21 protein-coding genes are annotated in these 15,849 nt (G+C 51.5%); 2 read left to right on the forward strand and 19 right to left on the reverse strand.

What is annotated here, in order from left to right:
- Positions 1–170: 170 nt before the first annotated feature.
- Positions 171–398, reverse strand: a complete 228-nt coding sequence (yodD, locus tag FEK50_RS10295) for a peroxide/acid resistance protein YodD (RefSeq protein WP_000844800.1) — start codon at positions 396–398, stop codon at positions 171–173.
- 163 nt (positions 399–561) lie between these two features.
- On the opposite strand from yodD, the gene dsrB reads away from it, so the two are divergent.
- Positions 562–750 carry a protein DsrB gene (gene dsrB / locus FEK50_RS10300; protein ID WP_000867217.1) on the forward strand — a complete coding sequence of 63 codons (189 nt, stop codon included), beginning with the start codon at positions 562–564 and terminating at the stop codon, positions 748–750.
- Positions 751–793: 43 nt separating this feature from the next.
- Here the strand turns inward: dsrB and rcsA are convergent, their stop codons facing one another.
- The 14 genes from rcsA to fliF all read right to left on the reverse strand — a co-directional run bounded on the left by rcsA (position 794) and on the right by fliF (position 12,157).
- Complete coding sequence (gene rcsA, locus FEK50_RS10305) at positions 794–1,417, reverse strand: transcriptional regulator RcsA (protein WP_130216461.1); 624 nt, start codon at positions 1,415–1,417, stop codon at positions 794–796.
- Positions 1,418–1,706: 289 nt separating this feature from the next.
- Positions 1,707–2,492 carry a flagellar biosynthetic protein FliR gene (fliR, locus tag FEK50_RS10310; RefSeq protein WP_130208601.1) on the reverse strand — a complete coding sequence of 262 codons (786 nt, stop codon included), beginning with the start codon at positions 2,490–2,492 and terminating at the stop codon, positions 1,707–1,709.
- 8 nt (positions 2,493–2,500) lie between these two features.
- Positions 2,501–2,770 (reverse strand): flagellar biosynthesis protein FliQ, encoded by a 270-nt coding sequence (fliQ, locus tag FEK50_RS10315; protein WP_000187358.1) that lies wholly within the window; start codon positions 2,768–2,770, stop codon positions 2,501–2,503.
- Positions 2,771–2,779: 9 nt separating this feature from the next.
- Positions 2,780–3,517 carry a flagellar type III secretion system pore protein FliP gene (fliP, locus tag FEK50_RS10320; protein WP_130208599.1) on the reverse strand — a complete coding sequence of 246 codons (738 nt, stop codon included), beginning with the start codon at positions 3,515–3,517 and terminating at the stop codon, positions 2,780–2,782.
- The gene (fliO, locus tag FEK50_RS10325; RefSeq protein WP_131161207.1) at positions 3,517–3,882 is read right to left on the reverse strand and encodes a flagellar biosynthetic protein FliO; all 366 of its coding nucleotides are present in this window, start codon (positions 3,880–3,882) and stop codon (positions 3,517–3,519) included. Before fliO ends, fliP begins: the two co-directional genes overlap by 1 nt.
- 2 nt (positions 3,883–3,884) lie before the next feature.
- Positions 3,885–4,298 (reverse strand): flagellar motor switch protein FliN, encoded by a 414-nt coding sequence (gene fliN, locus FEK50_RS10330; protein WP_130208597.1) that lies wholly within the window; start codon positions 4,296–4,298, stop codon positions 3,885–3,887.
- A complete protein-coding gene (gene fliM / locus FEK50_RS10335) occupies positions 4,295–5,299 on the reverse strand; it encodes a flagellar motor switch protein FliM (RefSeq protein ID WP_131161102.1) in 1,005 nt (334 codons plus the stop codon). Before fliM ends, fliN begins: the two co-directional genes overlap by 4 nt.
- Positions 5,300–5,303: 4 nt before the next feature.
- On the reverse strand, positions 5,304–5,768 hold the full coding sequence (fliL, locus tag FEK50_RS10340) for a flagellar basal body-associated protein FliL (RefSeq protein WP_130208595.1): 465 nt from the start codon (positions 5,766–5,768) through the stop codon (positions 5,304–5,306).
- 104 nt (positions 5,769–5,872) lie between these two features.
- A complete protein-coding gene (locus FEK50_RS10345) occupies positions 5,873–7,000 on the reverse strand; it encodes a flagellar hook-length control protein FliK (protein ID WP_130208593.1) in 1,128 nt (375 codons plus the stop codon).
- Complete coding sequence (gene fliJ, locus FEK50_RS10350; RefSeq protein WP_130208591.1) at positions 6,997–7,440, reverse strand: flagellar export protein FliJ; 444 nt, start codon at positions 7,438–7,440, stop codon at positions 6,997–6,999. The genes FEK50_RS10345 and fliJ overlap by 4 nt, the downstream gene beginning before the upstream one ends.
- A gap of 21 nt (positions 7,441–7,461) precedes the next feature.
- Positions 7,462–8,832 (reverse strand): flagellar protein export ATPase FliI, encoded by a 1,371-nt coding sequence (fliI, locus tag FEK50_RS10355; protein ID WP_131161103.1) that lies wholly within the window; start codon positions 8,830–8,832, stop codon positions 7,462–7,464.
- On the reverse strand, positions 8,832–9,518 hold the full coding sequence (fliH, locus tag FEK50_RS10360) for a flagellar assembly protein FliH (RefSeq protein ID WP_130216477.1): 687 nt from the start codon (positions 9,516–9,518) through the stop codon (positions 8,832–8,834). The genes fliI and fliH overlap by 1 nt, the downstream gene beginning before the upstream one ends.
- A complete protein-coding gene (fliG, locus tag FEK50_RS10365) occupies positions 9,511–10,506 on the reverse strand; it encodes a flagellar motor switch protein FliG (RefSeq protein WP_032184453.1) in 996 nt (331 codons plus the stop codon). The genes fliH and fliG overlap by 8 nt, the downstream gene beginning before the upstream one ends.
- Positions 10,499–12,157: a flagellar basal-body MS-ring/collar protein FliF gene (fliF, locus tag FEK50_RS10370; RefSeq protein ID WP_131161104.1), complete on the reverse strand. Its 1,659-nt coding sequence runs from the start codon at positions 12,155–12,157 to the stop codon at positions 10,499–10,501. The genes fliG and fliF overlap by 8 nt, the downstream gene beginning before the upstream one ends.
- Before the next feature lie 214 nt (positions 12,158–12,371).
- On the opposite strand from fliF, the gene fliE reads away from it, so the two are divergent.
- On the forward strand, positions 12,372–12,686 hold the full coding sequence (fliE, locus tag FEK50_RS10375; protein WP_130208583.1) for a flagellar hook-basal body complex protein FliE: 315 nt from the start codon (positions 12,372–12,374) through the stop codon (positions 12,684–12,686).
- Between the two features lie 111 nt (positions 12,687–12,797).
- Here fliE and FEK50_RS10380 read toward each other — a convergent pair whose 3' ends face one another.
- From FEK50_RS10380 to yedE, 4 genes are all read right to left on the reverse strand, one after another.
- Positions 12,798–13,277: a GNAT family N-acetyltransferase gene (locus FEK50_RS10380; protein WP_131161105.1), complete on the reverse strand. Its 480-nt coding sequence runs from the start codon at positions 13,275–13,277 to the stop codon at positions 12,798–12,800.
- A gap of 405 nt (positions 13,278–13,682) precedes the next feature.
- Positions 13,683–14,087: a DUF1398 domain-containing protein gene (locus tag FEK50_RS10385; RefSeq protein ID WP_130208579.1), complete on the reverse strand. Its 405-nt coding sequence runs from the start codon at positions 14,085–14,087 to the stop codon at positions 13,683–13,685.
- Positions 14,088–14,276: 189 nt separating this feature from the next.
- Positions 14,277–14,510: a sulfurtransferase-like selenium metabolism protein YedF gene (yedF, locus tag FEK50_RS10390; protein ID WP_000790504.1), complete on the reverse strand. Its 234-nt coding sequence runs from the start codon at positions 14,508–14,510 to the stop codon at positions 14,277–14,279.
- On the reverse strand, positions 14,507–15,712 hold the full coding sequence (gene yedE / locus FEK50_RS10395; protein ID WP_130208577.1) for a selenium metabolism membrane protein YedE/FdhT: 1,206 nt from the start codon (positions 15,710–15,712) through the stop codon (positions 14,507–14,509). Before yedE ends, yedF begins: the two co-directional genes overlap by 4 nt.
- Between the last annotated feature and the right edge of the window lie 137 nt (positions 15,713–15,849).

The raw sequence follows: 15,849 nt of genomic DNA on the forward strand, positions 1-15,849 counted from the left end.
TTAGTGACGTTAATCATTCATATCAAGAATATTTTCTTGTCAGCCTAAAAAATTGCGGATAAGGTGATGAACGCATCAGATTTCCTGGTGTAACGAATTTTTTAAGTGCTTCTTGCTTAAGCAAGTTTGATCCCGACCCCAACAAGGGTCGGGATTTTTTTATCACGCATTTAGCGATTCACTTCAGAGACGCTAAAGTCATGAATATCAAGTTCAAAGGCATCGGCTAATTCACGCCATGTATGATATTCACGGCCATCGACGCTAACGTGTTCCGAATCGTTCTGGCTGCGATGAACTTCGCTTTCGCTAATTTCATTGATCGCCGCCAGCAGGGCATCGACATCGACGCTGACTTCACGTTTTGCGGTATCGCTGTACTCTTTTGCGGTTTTCATCATCTTTCCTCGCAACCGTTGCTTATATGTTGCTGCCGACACGTCATGTCAGCCAGGCATTTCTTAAGTATAGACCGTTGAGAAAATCAGCACTCGCACGCGCCCAGCGCTGTCAGAAAAACGAAATTGTTCTAAACTGGCACAAAGCCACAGGAGGAAAACGATGAAGGTGAATGATCGGGTAACAGTCAAAACGGATGGCGGTCCGCGTCGTCCTGGCGTGGTACTGGCAGTTGAGGAGTTTAGTGAAGGCACAATGTACCTGGTTTCGCTGGAAGACTACCCGCTCGGCATCTGGTTCTTTAATGAAGCAGGGCATCAGGATGGTATCTTTGTGGAGAAAGCCGAGTAATTTCTGCCAGCCTGACTGGTGGTATCCCACCAGTCAGTATGCCTTAGCGCATGTTAACAAAAATACCATTTGTCACATTATCCGTCAGTCGGACGACATGGTAGATAACCTGTTTATTATGCGTTTTGATCTTACGTTTAATATTGCCTTTATGCGATGAAACGGTCTTGGCTTTAATATTCATTTGGTCGGATATTTGAATCGTTCCCTGGCCAGCCATCCACATTCGCAACATACTTGATTCGGTCCGGCTTAATGATAACGTTGGCATATTTAAAATGCTGGCCATCGTTGTCTCTTTTTTCAGAATATCGCCAAGGATATCATCAAGAGATTCTGGCTTAATCGATTTGGAACTGATCAATAAGTTTTTTCTGACCAATAGATATTCATCAAAATGAACATTGGCAATTGCCATAAAAACGATAAATAACGTATTGGGATGTTGATTAATGATGTACTTGATACGTTGACTGTTAGAAGCATCGTGGATAAAACAGTCCTCATTAATAAACACCACTGAAGGGTGCTGTGAATCACAAGCGATGGCAAGGTCATCAACGGTTTCAATGTCGTTGATTTCTCTTTTTTTCACCCCTCTACTCAACAGATACCCGGTCAAACCCAGCCGGGTGTAACTACATAAATCCATAATAATCGTTGACATGGCATACCCTCACTCAATGCGTAACGATAATTCCCCTTACCTGAATATTTCATCATGACTAAACGGAACGACATGGGTCACCTAATGCGCCACTCTCGCGATTTTTCAGGCGGACTTACTATCCCGTAAAGCGTTGTATAATTTGCCTGGAATTGTCTTAAAGTAAAGTAAATGTTGCGATATGTGAGTGAGGTTAAAACAAATATTTCGCCACAGGAGTATCCTGGAAGATGTTCGCTGGTATTATTTTTCGGATAATCCTTAGGATAACAAGATAAACATTAGGGAATCATATTACAGGTAATTCGCTGATAATATCTGCCAGCAAATTAAAAATTTCACTAAATAAATGTTCGCAAAAAGGAGCAATTAACGGCATTAATGCCGCCATTAATGAGATGCCGACAGTCAACGTTAATGGAAAACCAATAACAAAGATTGATAATTGCGGGGCCATACGATTCAGTAAACCTAATGCGAGATTCAGCGTCAGCAACAGGGTAATGAGCGGTAACGCCAGCATCAACCCGTTAAGAAAAATTAAACTCCCTGCCCTGGTGAGTGCCAGAAATGCATTGCTGTTCAGCGGTTCGCTACCAATGGGTAGAGTGTGAAATGTATCGACCAGCAACGAAATCAGCCATAAATGACCGTTAAATGTCAGGAACAACAGTAGCGCCAGCATATCCATAATGCGCGCTAAGACGGGCATATTGAGATGACTGCCAGGATCGACAAACGTCGCAAATGACAGCCCCATTTGCAGACCGATAATTTCGCCAGCGGTGCGCACAGCGGCGAAGGCAAATTGCATGGTAAAGCCGAGAGCAATGCCAATCAGGATTTGCTGCACCGCCAGCCATAGGGCATAGAACGAAAAAATAGCCACATCGTTGGCGGGTATTGCCGGAGCAATGGCGAACGTGATCATCATTGCGAGGCCCAGTTTTACCCGTTTTGGCACGCTGCGTTCGCTCAAAATGGGCGCGGTGGAGATCAGCGCCAGCACGCGCAGTAATGGCCAGAAATACAGGCTTAACCAGGAAAGCCATTGATCGCTTGTTACCTGCAACATTACATCGATTACCCGATGATATACGGTAGGTTAGTGAATAAGGTACGAACGTAATCCAGCAACAGGTTGAGCATCCACGGTCCGGCAATAATAATGGCGATAAATACGGCGATGATTTTCGGAATGAACGACAGCGTCATTTCGTTAATCTGCGTGGCGGCCTGCAAAATGCTGATGATAAGACCGGTGACCAGCGCCACCAGCAACAGCGGGGCAGCCAGTGCCAGCGCGACTTTCATCGCTTCTGTCCCCATCATCATGACCGATTCGGGTGTCATTTGGCCTCTCTAGCTGTAAAAGCTTTGTGCCAGCGAGCCGACCAGCAATTGCCAGCCATCCACCAGTACAAACAACATCAGTTTAAACGGCAGGGCAATGGTCGCGGGGGGAACCATCATCATCCCCAATGCCATCAACACACTTGCAATAACCAGGTCGATAATCAAAAACGGAATGAAAATCGTGAAGCCTATCTGGAAGGCGGTTTTCAACTCGCTGGTCACGTAGGCCGGGAGCAAAATGCGCATCGGTACTGCTTCAGGTCCCTGCAACGGGCCGGTATTCGCCAGCCTGGCAAACAACCCTAAATCCGCCTCGCGGGTCTGGCGCAGCATAAACTCACGCAGTGGCTGCGCCCCTTTTTCCAGTGCCTCCTGCATTGAAATTTTCTCTTCGCTGAATGGCTGGTACGCATCGACATAAATTTTGTCGATTACCGGAGACATAATAAAAAAGGTCAAAAACAGCGCCAGCCCCAGCAAAACCTGGTTGGGCGGCGCGGAGGGCGTTCCCAGTGCGTTACGCAATAAACCAAAAACAATGATGATGCGGGTGAAGCTGGTCATCATCAGTAAAATTGCCGGAATAAAAGTCAGCGAGGTGATGAACACCAGCGTCTGCACTGGGAGTGACCAGCTTTGTCCACCGCCAGGCAGCGGCTGGCTGGTGATGCCAGGCAGTTGAGCAAAGGCGAGGGGAGTAAGCAGCCAGAGAAGGGCCGGTGCGACAGACAAGAGACGACGCATCAGGCTCTCCCGCCACGCTTAAGAAAATTTTTCATGACCGACTGAAAATCGGCTTGAGGTAACGCTTCCGTTGGCGCAGAAGGGGGAAGTTTATGCAGCAGATTGATTTGCCCGGCAGTAACACCGAGCACCAGTCGCGCATCTTCCACATCGACCACCACAACCCGTTCACGTGTCCCCAACGAGGCACTAGCGCTGACTTTCAGTCCGTTCGTGCCATTACGTTTGGGAGCAAATCCCAGCCTTTTTACCAGCCAGGCTGCAGCGAGGATCAGGACAATAATGGCAATTAGCGCGCCGCTCACCTGAAGGAGCGGAGCAGCAGAAACCGGCGCGGAAGGTTGTACAGTAGCGTGGTTATTCATCACTAACGGCTCAGGCGGCGCATCCGCTCGGACGGGGTAATGATATCGGTGATCCGCACGCCATATTTATCAGCGACTACGACAACTTCGCCCTGAGCAATTAAATAACCGTTGATCAGAATATCCAGTGGTTCGCCCGCCAGACCGTCCAACGCCACGACTGACCCTTGCGTCAGACGCAACAACTCTTTGATGGTCATTCGTGTGCGGCCCAGTTCGACGGTCAGCTTAACCGGAATATCCATAATCAGGTCGATATCCTGCAATGTTCCACTGACGTCGCCGCCGCCAAGCTGCTGGAACACGGCTTCAGCCGCGCTTTTGCCGCTTGTTGATTTTTGTTCGCCTAACGCTTCAGCCCACAGATCGTCCATTGCGCCGTTGTTGTCATCGGCCGGATTATTCAAGTCACTCATTTGGGCTGTTCCTCGTTCAGAGAATTCAAAATCGGGTTAATCAAATGTTCTATCCGTAACGCATACTGACCGTTGATGGTGCCGTACTGGCTGGTCAGTACCGGAACGCCGTCAACATGGGCGATAATGCGATCGGGTTTTTCTATCGGCAGGACATCGCCGGGCTTCAGCTTTAAAATCTGCGACAGGCGCAGCGAAATATCGGCAAAGTTGGCAACCAGCTCCAGCTGTGTATGCTGAACCTGGCGCACCAGGTTATCGCGCCAGTTCTGATCTTCATTACGCGAGTTTTCCAGCGGCGGGTTAACCAACAATTCCCTCAGCGGCTCGATCATGCTGAATGGCAGGCAGATATTAAATTCGCCGGTCAGATTGCCAATCTCCACATGGAACGGCGTGTTAACCACAATGTCGTTCGGTGAGGTGGTGATATTGGTAAATTTCACCTGCATTTCGGAACGCACGTACTCGACTTCCAGCGGATTAATCGCCTTCCACGCGTCGCTATAGCCTTCAAGTGCCAGCTTCAACATGCGGTTGATGACGCGCTGTTCGGTATGAGTAAACTCACGACCTTCTACTTTGGTAGGGAAGCGACCATCGCCGCCAAACAGGTTATCCACGGCGATAAACACCAGACTCGGCGAAAACACCACCAGCCCTGTGCCGCGCAGTGGTTTCAGATGGATAAGGTTCAGGTTGGTTGGCACCGGCAGGTTGCGGGCAAATTCATGGTACGGCTGAATGCGAATGGCCCCGACGGTAATGTCCGGGCTACGGCGCAGCAGGTTGAACAGCCCCATACGAAAATGGCGGGCAAAACGTTCATTGATGATTTCCAGCGCCTGTAACCGTTCGCGCACAACCCGTCGTTGGGTATTAGGATCGTACGGACGAATGTCACTTTCGCCGCTAACACTAGCCGTCGGTTCGTCTTTGACCTCGCTGTCACCATTCAACAGCGCATCAATTTCAGCTTGAGAAAGAATACTATCGCCCATGTCGTTATCGCAGAATAAAAGCGGTATACAGCACGTCGGTGACATCCTGTTTCGGTTGCCCGGCAACAAGCGGGGGGGAAAGTGTGGCTTTAATTGCGGCAATCAGTTGTTGCTTGCCTTCTTCCGTTGCCAGCACGGCGGCATCCTGGCGCGAAAACAGTAACAGCAAGCGACTGCGGACTTCCGGCAAATACTCGCTCAACCGCGAACGGGTGGCTTCATCTTTCAGTCGCAGCGTTATACCGATATAAAGCACGCGATCTGCATTGCCAAGATTGACCGTAAAAGTGTCTAGCGCATAGAAGACAGGTGAGAGCACGACGTGTTGCTGCGCTTTGTCGCCAGCGGTCACTTGTTGCGAATGCCAGTAGCTGTAACCCGCGCTGGCACAAGCCGCGAGAGTGATGAATACCAGGATCGGGAGCCAAAGCGATCGCCTGCTTTTCTTGCTTATCGCGTAATCAGTCATGTGTTGCGGTCTTCCTGTGTCGCTACTGCTTATCGGCTAATTATCCTGCGTCTTAAGTGTGGCAAAGCGGGGAAAAGACGCGGATTAAGGTGCTACCTCTGACGTTAGGCGAAAATATCGACGCCACCATTGCCCGATGAAACTCTCTGAAGAGTTGTTGGAACTGGCAATGCATCGTCATCCTCGGTTGTCAGGCGTTCATGGCCTGCTGTGCGTGGACTTTGTTGTTGCTCGGAAGCTGCCTGCTGCTGACCGCTAAAACTCTCACCGCTGATATTGCTCTGCCCCAACTGAATTCCGCTTTCTGCCAGTTGTGTGCGCAGTACCGGCAAAGCCGCTTCCAGAGCGGCGCGCACGTGCTGATGCGGTGAAACCATCTGAATTTGCGCCTGGTTGTCATCCACCTTAAGGGAGATTTGCACTTCGCCTAAATCTTGCGGATGCAAACGCAGTTCGGCACTTTGTTGCCCCTGGCGGGTAAACAGCGAAATATGCTGGCTTAAGGATTGTTGCCATTCGTGGGAACCCAGCGGTGCGCTCAAAACAGGCGCTGCGACGGTGGGCAGTGGCTGCGTCTGGTGCGGAGTAATTAGCGGACTGGTGACAGTAGTAACAGGTGAAGGCGTGCTGATGATCTCCGCTTTACTCTGGGCTTCAGCGACCAGCGGTGTTAATGGCTGATCTGGCGCACCAGGGGCGTCGTCAGGTTGTGCTGTTGCGAGTTGCGCGGTAGTCAGTTTTGTTGAGAGTGCTTGCTTCTGCGTCGGTAACGCTGTGACAGGCGCATCAGTCACTTTGGGGGTATTGTCAAAACCGGGCAGCATAGCAAAAAGGGCGCTCAGGCTGGCGACAGCATCTTCATTAAGGTCATCCGTTTTATCGTCGGCGACCGTCTCCTTTTCTGGCATGGCTGCCAGCGTATTAACCAGAGCCGTCGTCAGCGGCGTTGTATCGGGTCGTGCTGCGGTTATTTCAGCCAGCGTTTCGTCAGTAGCGATGTGTAAATCAGACGGCAATACCCCGGCCAGAATTTCGCTGGCGCGTTCTTTACCTTGCGCGTGTGGGGTATCCACTGCAACCTGAAGCAATGGCGAAGCTTTGCCTGGTGCTGCATCTCCTGCTAATGCCCCGCTCAACAACGCAAGAAAATCCTGTGCCGTGTCAGTGGCGCTAGCACCGGGCAATGTGGATGTGTCAACGTCAGCGGTAATCAAGGGCGCTAAACGAATCATTCAGTTTTCCTCATGGCGGCGCGCTGGGCGAACTCGTCCATCTTTTTCTGATCGAGGCGGTTTTCTGCTAACAGGGCCGCCGTGGATTGCCGTTCCTGGAGGGTCTGCCAGGCCTGCAAACGTTGTTTCTTTTCTCGCCAGCTGTTCAGAGCAATGTCAACTTTCTGCGTCCACTGATTAAGCTGCTGGCGGTGCTGGGTAATGGCCTTTTCCAGCGTCTGAATGAACTGCTGGTAGTTGATCCAGCGATTACTGGTCATTCCTGCACTCATGTCGTTGTTCAGGTTGCTGCGATATTCGTTTTGATAATCGATCAGCATTTTGAGTTGTTCTTCCGCCTGCTGACATCCGCGACGCATTTCACCCAGCAGGCGGGCCGCATTATCCACCTCTTTTTCTGCCAGATCTTTCAGGGTCGCCAGGGCGCCATGTTCTGCCATCTGCTGTTATCTCCTGCGTAATCACACCGTCGGAAAAATACGTTCCAGCCCCTGGAGAGAGTCTTCCCAGTCCGCGCGTTCAAAAATGCCTTGTTGCAAATAGCCCTCCAGCTGCGGCCACAAGGCGATAGCTTTATCGAGCATTGGATCGCTGCCTTTGGCATACGCGCCGACGCTGACCAGATCGCGGTTACGTTGAAAACTCGACAACAGCTGCTTGAATGTGCGTACCCGCGCGTAATGCTGCTCGCTGATCAACGCCGTCATTGCACGGCTGATTGAGGCTTCAATATCAATTGCCGGATAGTGCCCGGCTTCCGCCAGACGACGAGAAAGCACAATGTGACCGTCGAGGATCGCCCGCGCGGAGTCGGCAATCGGATCCTGCTGGTCATCGCCTTCGGTGAGCACGGTATAAAACGCGGTAATCGAGCCGCCGCCGCTGATTCCGTTTCCGGCACGTTCGACCAGCGCCGGTAATTTGGCGAATACCGACGGCGGATAACCTTTGGTGGCGGGTGGTTCGCCTATCGCCAGCGCAATCTCACGCTGGGCCATCGCGTAGCGGGTGAGGGAGTCCATAATCAGCAATACATGCTGACCACGATCGCGAAAATCTTCGGCAATGCGCGTGGCATAGGCGGCACCCTGCATTCGCAGGAGCGGAGAAACATCCGCCGGAGCGGCAATCACCACGGAGCGCGCACGCCCTTCGGCACCGAGAATATTTTCAATAAAATCTTTTACTTCTCGCCCACGTTCACCAATCAAACCAACGACGATCACATCGGCACGGGTGTAGCGTGCCATCATTCCCAGCAGCACACTTTTACCAACGCCAGATCCGGCAAACAGCCCCATACGCTGCCCGCGCCCAACGGTAAGCAGGGCATTAATTGGGCGCACGCCCGTATCCAGCACATGCTCAATCGGTGTACGTTGCAACGGGTTAAACGGCGGGGTAATCAGGGCGCCTGTTTCAGTCGTGTCGGGGGAGGGAAGACCATCGAGCGGTTTACCACCGCCGTCCAGAACGCGACCTAATAACGCCGGACCGAGCGGTAGCTGCTTGCCGCTTTGTAGTCCGTCGCCGGAGATATTTTTGGCGTAAACGCGCGCGCCGGGCAGCACGCCTTCCACTTCCTCCAGCGGCATTAAAAACAGCCGTTGACCGTTAAAGCCAACCACTTCGCTTTCCACTTCGTGCGTTTCAGTGCCGTTCTGACGTTCAATGACACAGGTTGCGCCGAGCGGCAGTTGCAATCCGGTGGCTTCCAGCACCAGCCCGGTGGCGCGGGTTAATCGCCCGTAGCGACGCACCGCAGGCAACTGCGCCATTTTGGCTTCGAAGTTATCCAGCGAGGTTAGCCAGCGAGTCAGCCGCGTGGTCATTACACCACTCCTGGCGCTGCCAGACGGCAGAGTTCTTGCCAGCGGGTGGCGACACTGGCGTCGAGATCGCCTTCATCAGCGGAGACTTTACAACCGCCAGGATGCAGGGTCGGGTCGCCGCGCAAGCGCCAGCCATGCAAACTTAAGGTTGCGCCGAGCATCTCATCAACACGTTGCAGATCATCCGGGTGCACGCGTAGCTGCGGTTTGCCGCTGAATAGCGGTTCTTGCTGCAACAACTGTTGAATCTGTTTGATCAGTGCCGAGTTGTCCACCGTTGGCGTCTGGCCGATCACCTGACGCGCTGCCTCCAGCGCCATCTGCATCAGGCGTGAAGCAATCACGCTATCCAGCGCGTCAAGGGTGGTCTGAAACTCGCTGACCAGTTGCTGCATCCGGGCATGAATCGGCGCTTGCTGGGATTTTGCTTGTGCCAGTCCTTGTTCCAGCCCCTGAGCCAGACCTTCCTGATAGCCTTGTTCATGGCCTTGCTGGCGACCTTCGGCAATCCCCGCCTGATAACCTTGCTCGTGGGCCTGCATTTGCAGTTGTGCCAGTTGCTGCTCAAGGCTGGGTTCGGCCTCTTCAGTGACGGTTTCTTCTGGCTCCATCAGTGGCACAAACTCCGCCTGTGGTGGCGCGAGATCGTCCGGTGTCCAGGTTTTCCACGGCAGATTATCAGACATAGGTATCCTCGCCGCTGCCAATCACCATCTCGCCGGTTTCGGCAAGGCGGCGCACAATCAGCAGAATCGCTTTTTGTTCGTTTTCCACCTGCGACAGACGCACCGGACCACGGTTGGCGAGATCGTCGCGCAGTATATCGGCGGCACGCTGCGACATATTGCGCAGGAATTTCTCGCGCAGTGGCTGTTCTGCACCTTTCAGCGCGATCAGTAACGATTCGGAATCCACTTCCTGCAACAGACGCTGGATGCTGCGATCGTCGACATCCACCAGATTTTCGAACAGGAACATCTCGTCGATGATTTTCTGCGCCAGCTCGCCGTCAAATTCACGTACGGCGGTAATAACCGCTTCTTCCTGCTGAGTTTTCATCAAGTTGATAATTTCGGCTGCTGTTCTCACGCCGCCCATTTTGCTGCGTTTGAGGTTCTGGCCATCGAGCAGGCCATTCAGCACTTCTGTCAGTTCAGCCAGTGCAGCAGGTTGTACGCCGCCAAAGGTGGCGATACGTAGCATCACGTCGTGGCGCAGACGTTCATCGAACAACGCCAGAATATCGGCGGCTTGAGCGCGTTTCAGATGCACCAGAATGGTGGCGATAATCTGTGGATGTTCATCGCGAATCAGATCGGCGGCGCTCTGTGGCTCCATAAAGTTGAGCGTTTCAATACCGCTGGCAGTGTCGCGGGTTTCGAGAATATCTTCCAGCAGGCTGGCGGCACGCTCTTCGCCCAGCGCTTTGACCAGCACTGAACGCAGATAATCATTGGCGTTAATATTCAGTGCGGCAAACTGTTCGGCTTCTTGTTCAAACTCTGCCAGTACTTCAGTTAATTGTTTGTTGGAGATCTGCGAGACGTTCGCCATTGCCGCGCTCAGGGTTTGCACTTCTCGTTGGGACAGGTGCTTGAATACCTCTGCTGCCCGGTCTTCGCCAATGGTCATCAGCAGAATGACGCTTTTATCGGTGCCTGTCAGGTTACTCATGATCGTTATTTATCCACTGGCGAATGACCAGCGCCACTACGCGCGGATCGTTATCAGACATGTCGCGGATGCGCTGGCTCATTACCTCAGCCCCCAGACGTTGGTTAGCGCGGCGTTGTTGCAGTTGTTCGTCTTTGCTCAGGCGTACTTCCACTGCATCTTCCGTCTCCTGGCGAGTTTGTGTCTGTTGCTGAACGGCTTTCACCACCTCAGCGCGGCGGATTAATTGCGGACGCACCGCTTTACGCCACAGCAGCCACGCCACCAGTATCACCAGCAACCAGCGTCCGGCAGCCAGTAACTGATCGATAAACGCTTGTTGTTGCCAGAACGGCAACTCACCACCACTTTCATCACTACTGGTAAACGGCGAGTTGACGACATTGAGCGAATCACCGCGTTTTTCCGTGAAGCCCATAGCCTCGCGGGTCAGATCATCAATTTGTTTCATCTGTTCGGCGCTCAGTGGCAACGGTTTGCCATCCGGCAGCGTTTTGTAATTCACCACTACCGCGACAGACAGACGTTGCACGTCGCCGACGTTCATTTTGGTATGACGAATGGTGCGATCGACTTCGTAGTTGCTGGTTTCATTACGCTGTGTGCTGCGCGGTCCACTATTGCTGGTGGTGCTCGTCTGTTGCTGGCGATTGTTTTGATTTGCCGGAGGCGTACTGATCGGCGCGTTATTTGCGGGCGCGGGTTGATTAGATAATGCCCCCGGCACGCCGCCCGGATAACCGGAACCGCTCTGCTCGCTTTCATTCAGTTGACGGGAACGAAGCGCCGCCTGCGACTCATTGCCATTAGGGCGATACTGCTCTTCTGTTTGCTCTTTACTGGCGAAATCCAGCTGCGCTGTGACTTGCGCATGAATATTGCCGTTGCCGACAATAGGCGACAGAATTGCTTCAATACGACGCTGAATGCGGCCTTCGACATCGCTGGTATATTTCAACTGAACATCATTGAGATCGCGCCCGCTGGTGTTGGACTGGGTTAACAGATGCCCACCTTGATCCACCAGTGTAACGTTACCCGGTGGCAGCCCAGCTACTGCACTGGAAACCAGATGCACAACGGCGCTAATTTGCCCTTCATCCAGCGCTCGTCCTGGCAATAAATTCACCGTTACCGATGCGGAAGGGGATTTTTGCTCACGGACAAATAAAGACGGTTTCGGCATCGCCAGATGCACGCGCGCCCCTTTTACCGGGCCGATGGTTTCGATGGTACGAGAAAGTTCGCCTTCCAGCGCTCGCTGATAATTCACCTGTTCGCTGAACTGGCTGATACCAAACTTTTCCTGATCGAGCAGCTCAAAGCCGACCGCTCCGCCTTTAGGTAAGCCTTGCTGCGCCAGACGCAGACGCAATTCGTGAACCTTATCCGCCGGAACTTCAATTGCACCACTGGCTTCACTAAAGCGGTAAGGGATGTTCATCTGCGTCAGTTGGCTGACAATCGCGCCACCATCCTGATCGGAAAGGTTGCTGAATAACGTGCGGTAATCAGGGGCTTTTGCCCATAGAACTAACGCGACTATCACTGCCACTGCAGCGGAACCAGCAACAATCAAAGGGATTCTCGGATTCGCGCGTAGGCGATTAAGCCACTCAAGAGATTTTGTCTGGGCTGCAGTCGTATTCATCGCGCACCTCGCGGCAGATGAAAGACGGCGTTATTGGCAAAGTGGAACAAGACGCACTCCCGGGTCAGCAAACTCGAAAAATTGACGGCCTCATTATTTGTGGTTTTATTTTTTTCTATGCGCCAATTAACCCGGTTTTTTATCGTTATTTAACGCCTTTATCTTATTGACTTACTGTTAATCTCTGCTACCAGAAATGGTCCAGGAGATGAATATGTCAGCCATACAGGGGATTGAAGGGGTTATCAGCCAGTTACAGGCTACGGCGATGAGTGCCCGTGCGCAGGAATCACTACCACAACCTGGCATCAGTTTTGCCGGACAGCTTCATGCCGCGCTCGATCGTATAAGTGATACGCAAACCGCCGCCCGCACCCAGGCAGAAAAATTCACCCTCGGCGAACCCGGCGTAGCGCTAAACGATGTGATGGCCGATATGCAAAAAGCCTCAGTTTCAATGCAAATGGGGATTCAGGTGCGTAATAAGCTGGTGGCGGCGTACCAGGAAATGATGTCCATGCAGGTGTAGGTTTTGTAACTGAGGCGATAAAACAAAAAAAGGCCTACGAAACCTGGGGCGGCGGTTAGTTAATGCAAACACATAATCAGCATTCCCTGCCGCAGTTGGTTGGGCTACCAGTCATGACAATTGATGATTTTCATATAAGTTCAAGGTCATAAAACGGCTATTTGGATCCGGTTTATAATCAGCGAAGGGCTCGCAGGCAGTGAAGCCATGTTTGAGATAAAGTTGATGGCAGGCCGTAAATCCAGCATGTGTTCCTGTTTCTAAACTCAGGCGATGAAGGCGTCTGTCATGTGCAACCCGCAAAATATGCCGTAAAATCAGATTTGCAACGCCACGACGTAAAAAGTCTGGCGCAGTACGCATTGATTTCAACTCGCCATGTTCATCATCCAGTAACTTCAGCGCGCCAATTCCGGCGAGTCGATCTCCTTCCCATGCTGACCAGAATGTCACTGCCGGATCACGTAGTTTTTGTACGTCCAAAGCATGGATGCTTTCTGGTGGAGATTGTTCCTGCATACCGGAAATATGGTAATTCACTAATTCTTGTACTGCAGGATGGGAGAGATCATCTGTTTTGACAGTGAACATGATTGTTTCTTGTTGGTTGTCTAATTACAACATACCAACAGGCGAAAACATCTTTGTCTAATAGATGTTTCTTATGACACAGCTCTGTTTGTAAAAAATGACCGCTCACCATTGTATGGAGCCATCGCTGGAAGAACGCTTCGCAGTAACTTGCTTTCAGAATGCCCATCGAGTGATGGGCGTGTATAGGGTATGACACACCGCGGGCTCTACGGTGAACGATGATGCTTGATAATTCACCCCGCCTGTTATCTGGTGCGCCCCAGGGCTTTCTTTGTCGTCACCGAAAAATACATGGTCACAGGCATGAACATGAAGGCGTTAGTTAATCGCTATTTCAGAACCGTTCATTTAAAAAATTTTATTAATAACCAGTCACTGTCAGGGCTGAGCTGGCGAGAACAGCTAAATGAGTGGTTTGTTGTTCTCGACATCTTCAATATATAAGAGTGTATTATCGATAGAATAGTAACGACGCTTATTATCACCAACGTCAGTAACCCACCGAAAAACGCCAGCCTTTGCAAGCGTTATACAATATTCCCGAAATGTTGACTGTCTTGAAATGTGAGTCCGGGCTGCTTTTTTGACTTGCTCAGGATCCTTGATGGCACTGACTTTTAATAGACTTCTGCTCCCTCTGATTAACAAAACATTGTCATCGTGCGTGACGATCCTGATGTTATCTGTGGCAAGATAATAAATATAATGTGCAATACGATGACGTTTTAACTCAGCATAAAACCAAGAAAAGTTTAGCTCCGTTCTCACTTGCTCAAACATCTTTTGAAAATTAGCAACCTGATCCATCAGGGAAATAATCTCTCGTCAGTTGTGAGGGAGAGTAGTTTGCATGATCGGTGTTATTCCTTCAATCTGGTCCGATCACTTAATGCTGTGTCTGTGTGAATCAATAATAATCCAACTGCGGTACGGAAAATAGACAACGGAGTATTCGTAGCAAGTGACTCCCGCTGCCTGAAACAGCGGGAGAAAAGATTACTTCTGAATTAGATAACGAATGGTCGGCCCGTCTTGCTGAATATCCAGTACCGTATAGCCGTGATTACGCGCATCCAGCGGAATATTGTTAATCGACTGTGGACAATCGCTGACCACTTCGAGGATCTCGCCTTTTTTTAACTGCGGCATCGCCTCAAGGGTTGCAACCGCCGGGTAAGGGCAGGGCTCGCCCACCATATCAAGACGGTAATCAGGAACGATATTTTTCATGCGATCTCCTTAGCTGTCTGCGGCGCCGCACGGCGGAAGAAGCGTTTTTCCCAACCGATAATCAACATCAGCGCAGCGAACAATAGTAAATATGTCACCAGCAGGCCGCCCATTGGACCAAAAGTTTTTAGCAGGTTGATTTTGTCCCAGTCGGTTGCCAGTGCCGGGGCGAAATCATCCCAGTAATACGCCAAAATCGTGGAGCCAATAACGTTGCCCAGACCGACCCACCAGTAATGCACCTGGCCTTCCACCGCGCGGTACATCCATCCCGTTTCGCAGCCGCCCGCCAGCACAATACCAAAACCAAACAGTAATCCACCAATTACCGCGTTCGGACCCGCCCACATGATTTTAGGTTCTACGCCTAACTGTACATAACTGAAAATCCCGATGGCACTAACCGCCATACCGAAAATGATCGCTTTCGCCATGTGGGTTCGTCCGGTGATCCACATGTCGCGGAACGCCGAAGTAAAGCAGATTTGTGCACGTTCTATCAGCAAGCCAAAGCCGACACCAAACAGCATCGCCAGCCCCAGCTTTGGTTGGTTCATCGCCGTCAGCAGCGCCCAGCCAAGCATGCCGAAAAAGACCAGCATCCCGAGACGAAAACGGCGCCGCGCCTGATCTGGTTTCTGCGTCAACGGTGAGGCGGCAGAGACTTTCTGCATTTTCACGGGGATACGAAAGACAGGCAGCAGGGTAAAGCGCGCGCCAAACCATGAGCCGATGGCGGTGGCGATGGCAAAGAACCAGGCGTGCAGCGAGAACTGAGGAATGCCGGTAAAGAACGCCGCCAGGTTACAGCCCATCGCCAGACGCGCACCAAAACCAGCAATAATCCCGCCAATAATGGCCTGCATAATGCGGATACGGCTACGCGGCATGCGTAGTTTGACGTTGTTGGCCCATAATGCCGCGGCAAAACAGCCGCCGAACATACCGAGAATCATCATCCCGTCAATGCGGGTTAATGGCGATCCTTCCAGATGGATGATTTTAAAATAGCCCCACTCTTCAGCATGGACGCCAAACAGTTGCAGGAGCTGACCGCCCCAGCGGGTAAATTCACCCGTAACTGCCCAAAAGGTGCCGGTAATGCCAAAATAGTAAGTGGAGAGAATGCCCGCCGCGATGACCGCAGGGATTGGCGCCCAGAATTTAATCAACCAGGCTTGTTTGAATTGCTGCCATGACATGTATGTAGCCTCTGAACTCAGAAGGTTTAAACAAGAGTCGCGAATCATACATCAGGAGAATTTATTTGCGCGGCAATAATTCACAAAAATAATAGTTAGATCAAATTTCTCTTTGGGCCTGGAAAGGGTGGCAGCGT

The organism is Escherichia sp. E2586, assembly GCF_005781105.1.
Taxonomy (GTDB): domain Bacteria; phylum Pseudomonadota; class Gammaproteobacteria; order Enterobacterales; family Enterobacteriaceae; genus Escherichia.

Bases quoted from the DNA above. Each gene is read 5' to 3' on its own strand.
- yodD (WP_000844800.1), bottom strand. From the start codon at position 398: ATGAAAACCGCAAAAGAGTACAGCGATACCGCAAAACGTGAAGTCAGC.
- dsrB (WP_000867217.1), top strand. From the start codon at position 562: ATGAAGGTGAATGATCGGGTAACAGTCAAAACGGATGGCGGTCCGCGT.
- rcsA (WP_130216461.1), bottom strand. From the start codon at position 1,417: ATGTCAACGATTATTATGGATTTATGTAGTTACACCCGGCTGGGTTTG.
- fliR (WP_130208601.1), bottom strand. From the start codon at position 2,492: ATGTTGCAGGTAACAAGCGATCAATGGCTTTCCTGGTTAAGCCTGTAT.
- fliQ (WP_000187358.1), bottom strand. From the start codon at position 2,770: ATGACACCCGAATCGGTCATGATGATGGGGACAGAAGCGATGAAAGTC.
- fliP (WP_130208599.1), bottom strand. From the start codon at position 3,517: ATGCGTCGTCTCTTGTCTGTCGCACCGGCCCTTCTCTGGCTGCTTACT.
- fliO (WP_131161207.1), bottom strand. From the start codon at position 3,882: ATGAATAACCACGCTACTGTACAACCTTCCGCGCCGGTTTCTGCTGCT.
- fliN (WP_130208597.1), bottom strand. From the start codon at position 4,298: ATGAGTGACTTGAATAATCCGGCCGATGACAACAACGGCGCAATGGAC.
- fliM (WP_131161102.1), bottom strand. From the start codon at position 5,299: ATGGGCGATAGTATTCTTTCTCAAGCTGAAATTGATGCGCTGTTGAAT.
- fliL (WP_130208595.1), bottom strand. From the start codon at position 5,768: ATGACTGATTACGCGATAAGCAAGAAAAGCAGGCGATCGCTTTGGCTC.
- FEK50_RS10345 (WP_130208593.1), bottom strand. From the start codon at position 7,000: ATGATTCGTTTAGCGCCCTTGATTACCGCTGACGTTGACACATCCACA.
- fliJ (WP_130208591.1), bottom strand. From the start codon at position 7,440: ATGGCAGAACATGGCGCCCTGGCGACCCTGAAAGATCTGGCAGAAAAA.
- fliI (WP_131161103.1), bottom strand. From the start codon at position 8,832: ATGACCACGCGGCTGACTCGCTGGCTAACCTCGCTGGATAACTTCGAA.
- fliH (WP_130216477.1), bottom strand. From the start codon at position 9,518: ATGTCTGATAATCTGCCGTGGAAAACCTGGACACCGGACGATCTCGCG.
- fliG (WP_032184453.1), bottom strand. From the start codon at position 10,506: ATGAGTAACCTGACAGGCACCGATAAAAGCGTCATTCTGCTGATGACC.
- fliF (WP_131161104.1), bottom strand. From the start codon at position 12,157: ATGAATACGACTGCAGCCCAGACAAAATCTCTTGAGTGGCTTAATCGC.
- fliE (WP_130208583.1), top strand. From the start codon at position 12,372: ATGTCAGCCATACAGGGGATTGAAGGGGTTATCAGCCAGTTACAGGCT.
- FEK50_RS10380 (WP_131161105.1), bottom strand. From the start codon at position 13,277: ATGTTCACTGTCAAAACAGATGATCTCTCCCATCCTGCAGTACAAGAA.
- FEK50_RS10385 (WP_130208579.1), bottom strand. From the start codon at position 14,087: ATGGATCAGGTTGCTAATTTTCAAAAGATGTTTGAGCAAGTGAGAACG.
- yedF (WP_000790504.1), bottom strand. From the start codon at position 14,510: ATGAAAAATATCGTTCCTGATTACCGTCTTGATATGGTGGGCGAGCCC.
- yedE (WP_130208577.1), bottom strand. From the start codon at position 15,712: ATGTCATGGCAGCAATTCAAACAAGCCTGGTTGATTAAATTCTGGGCG.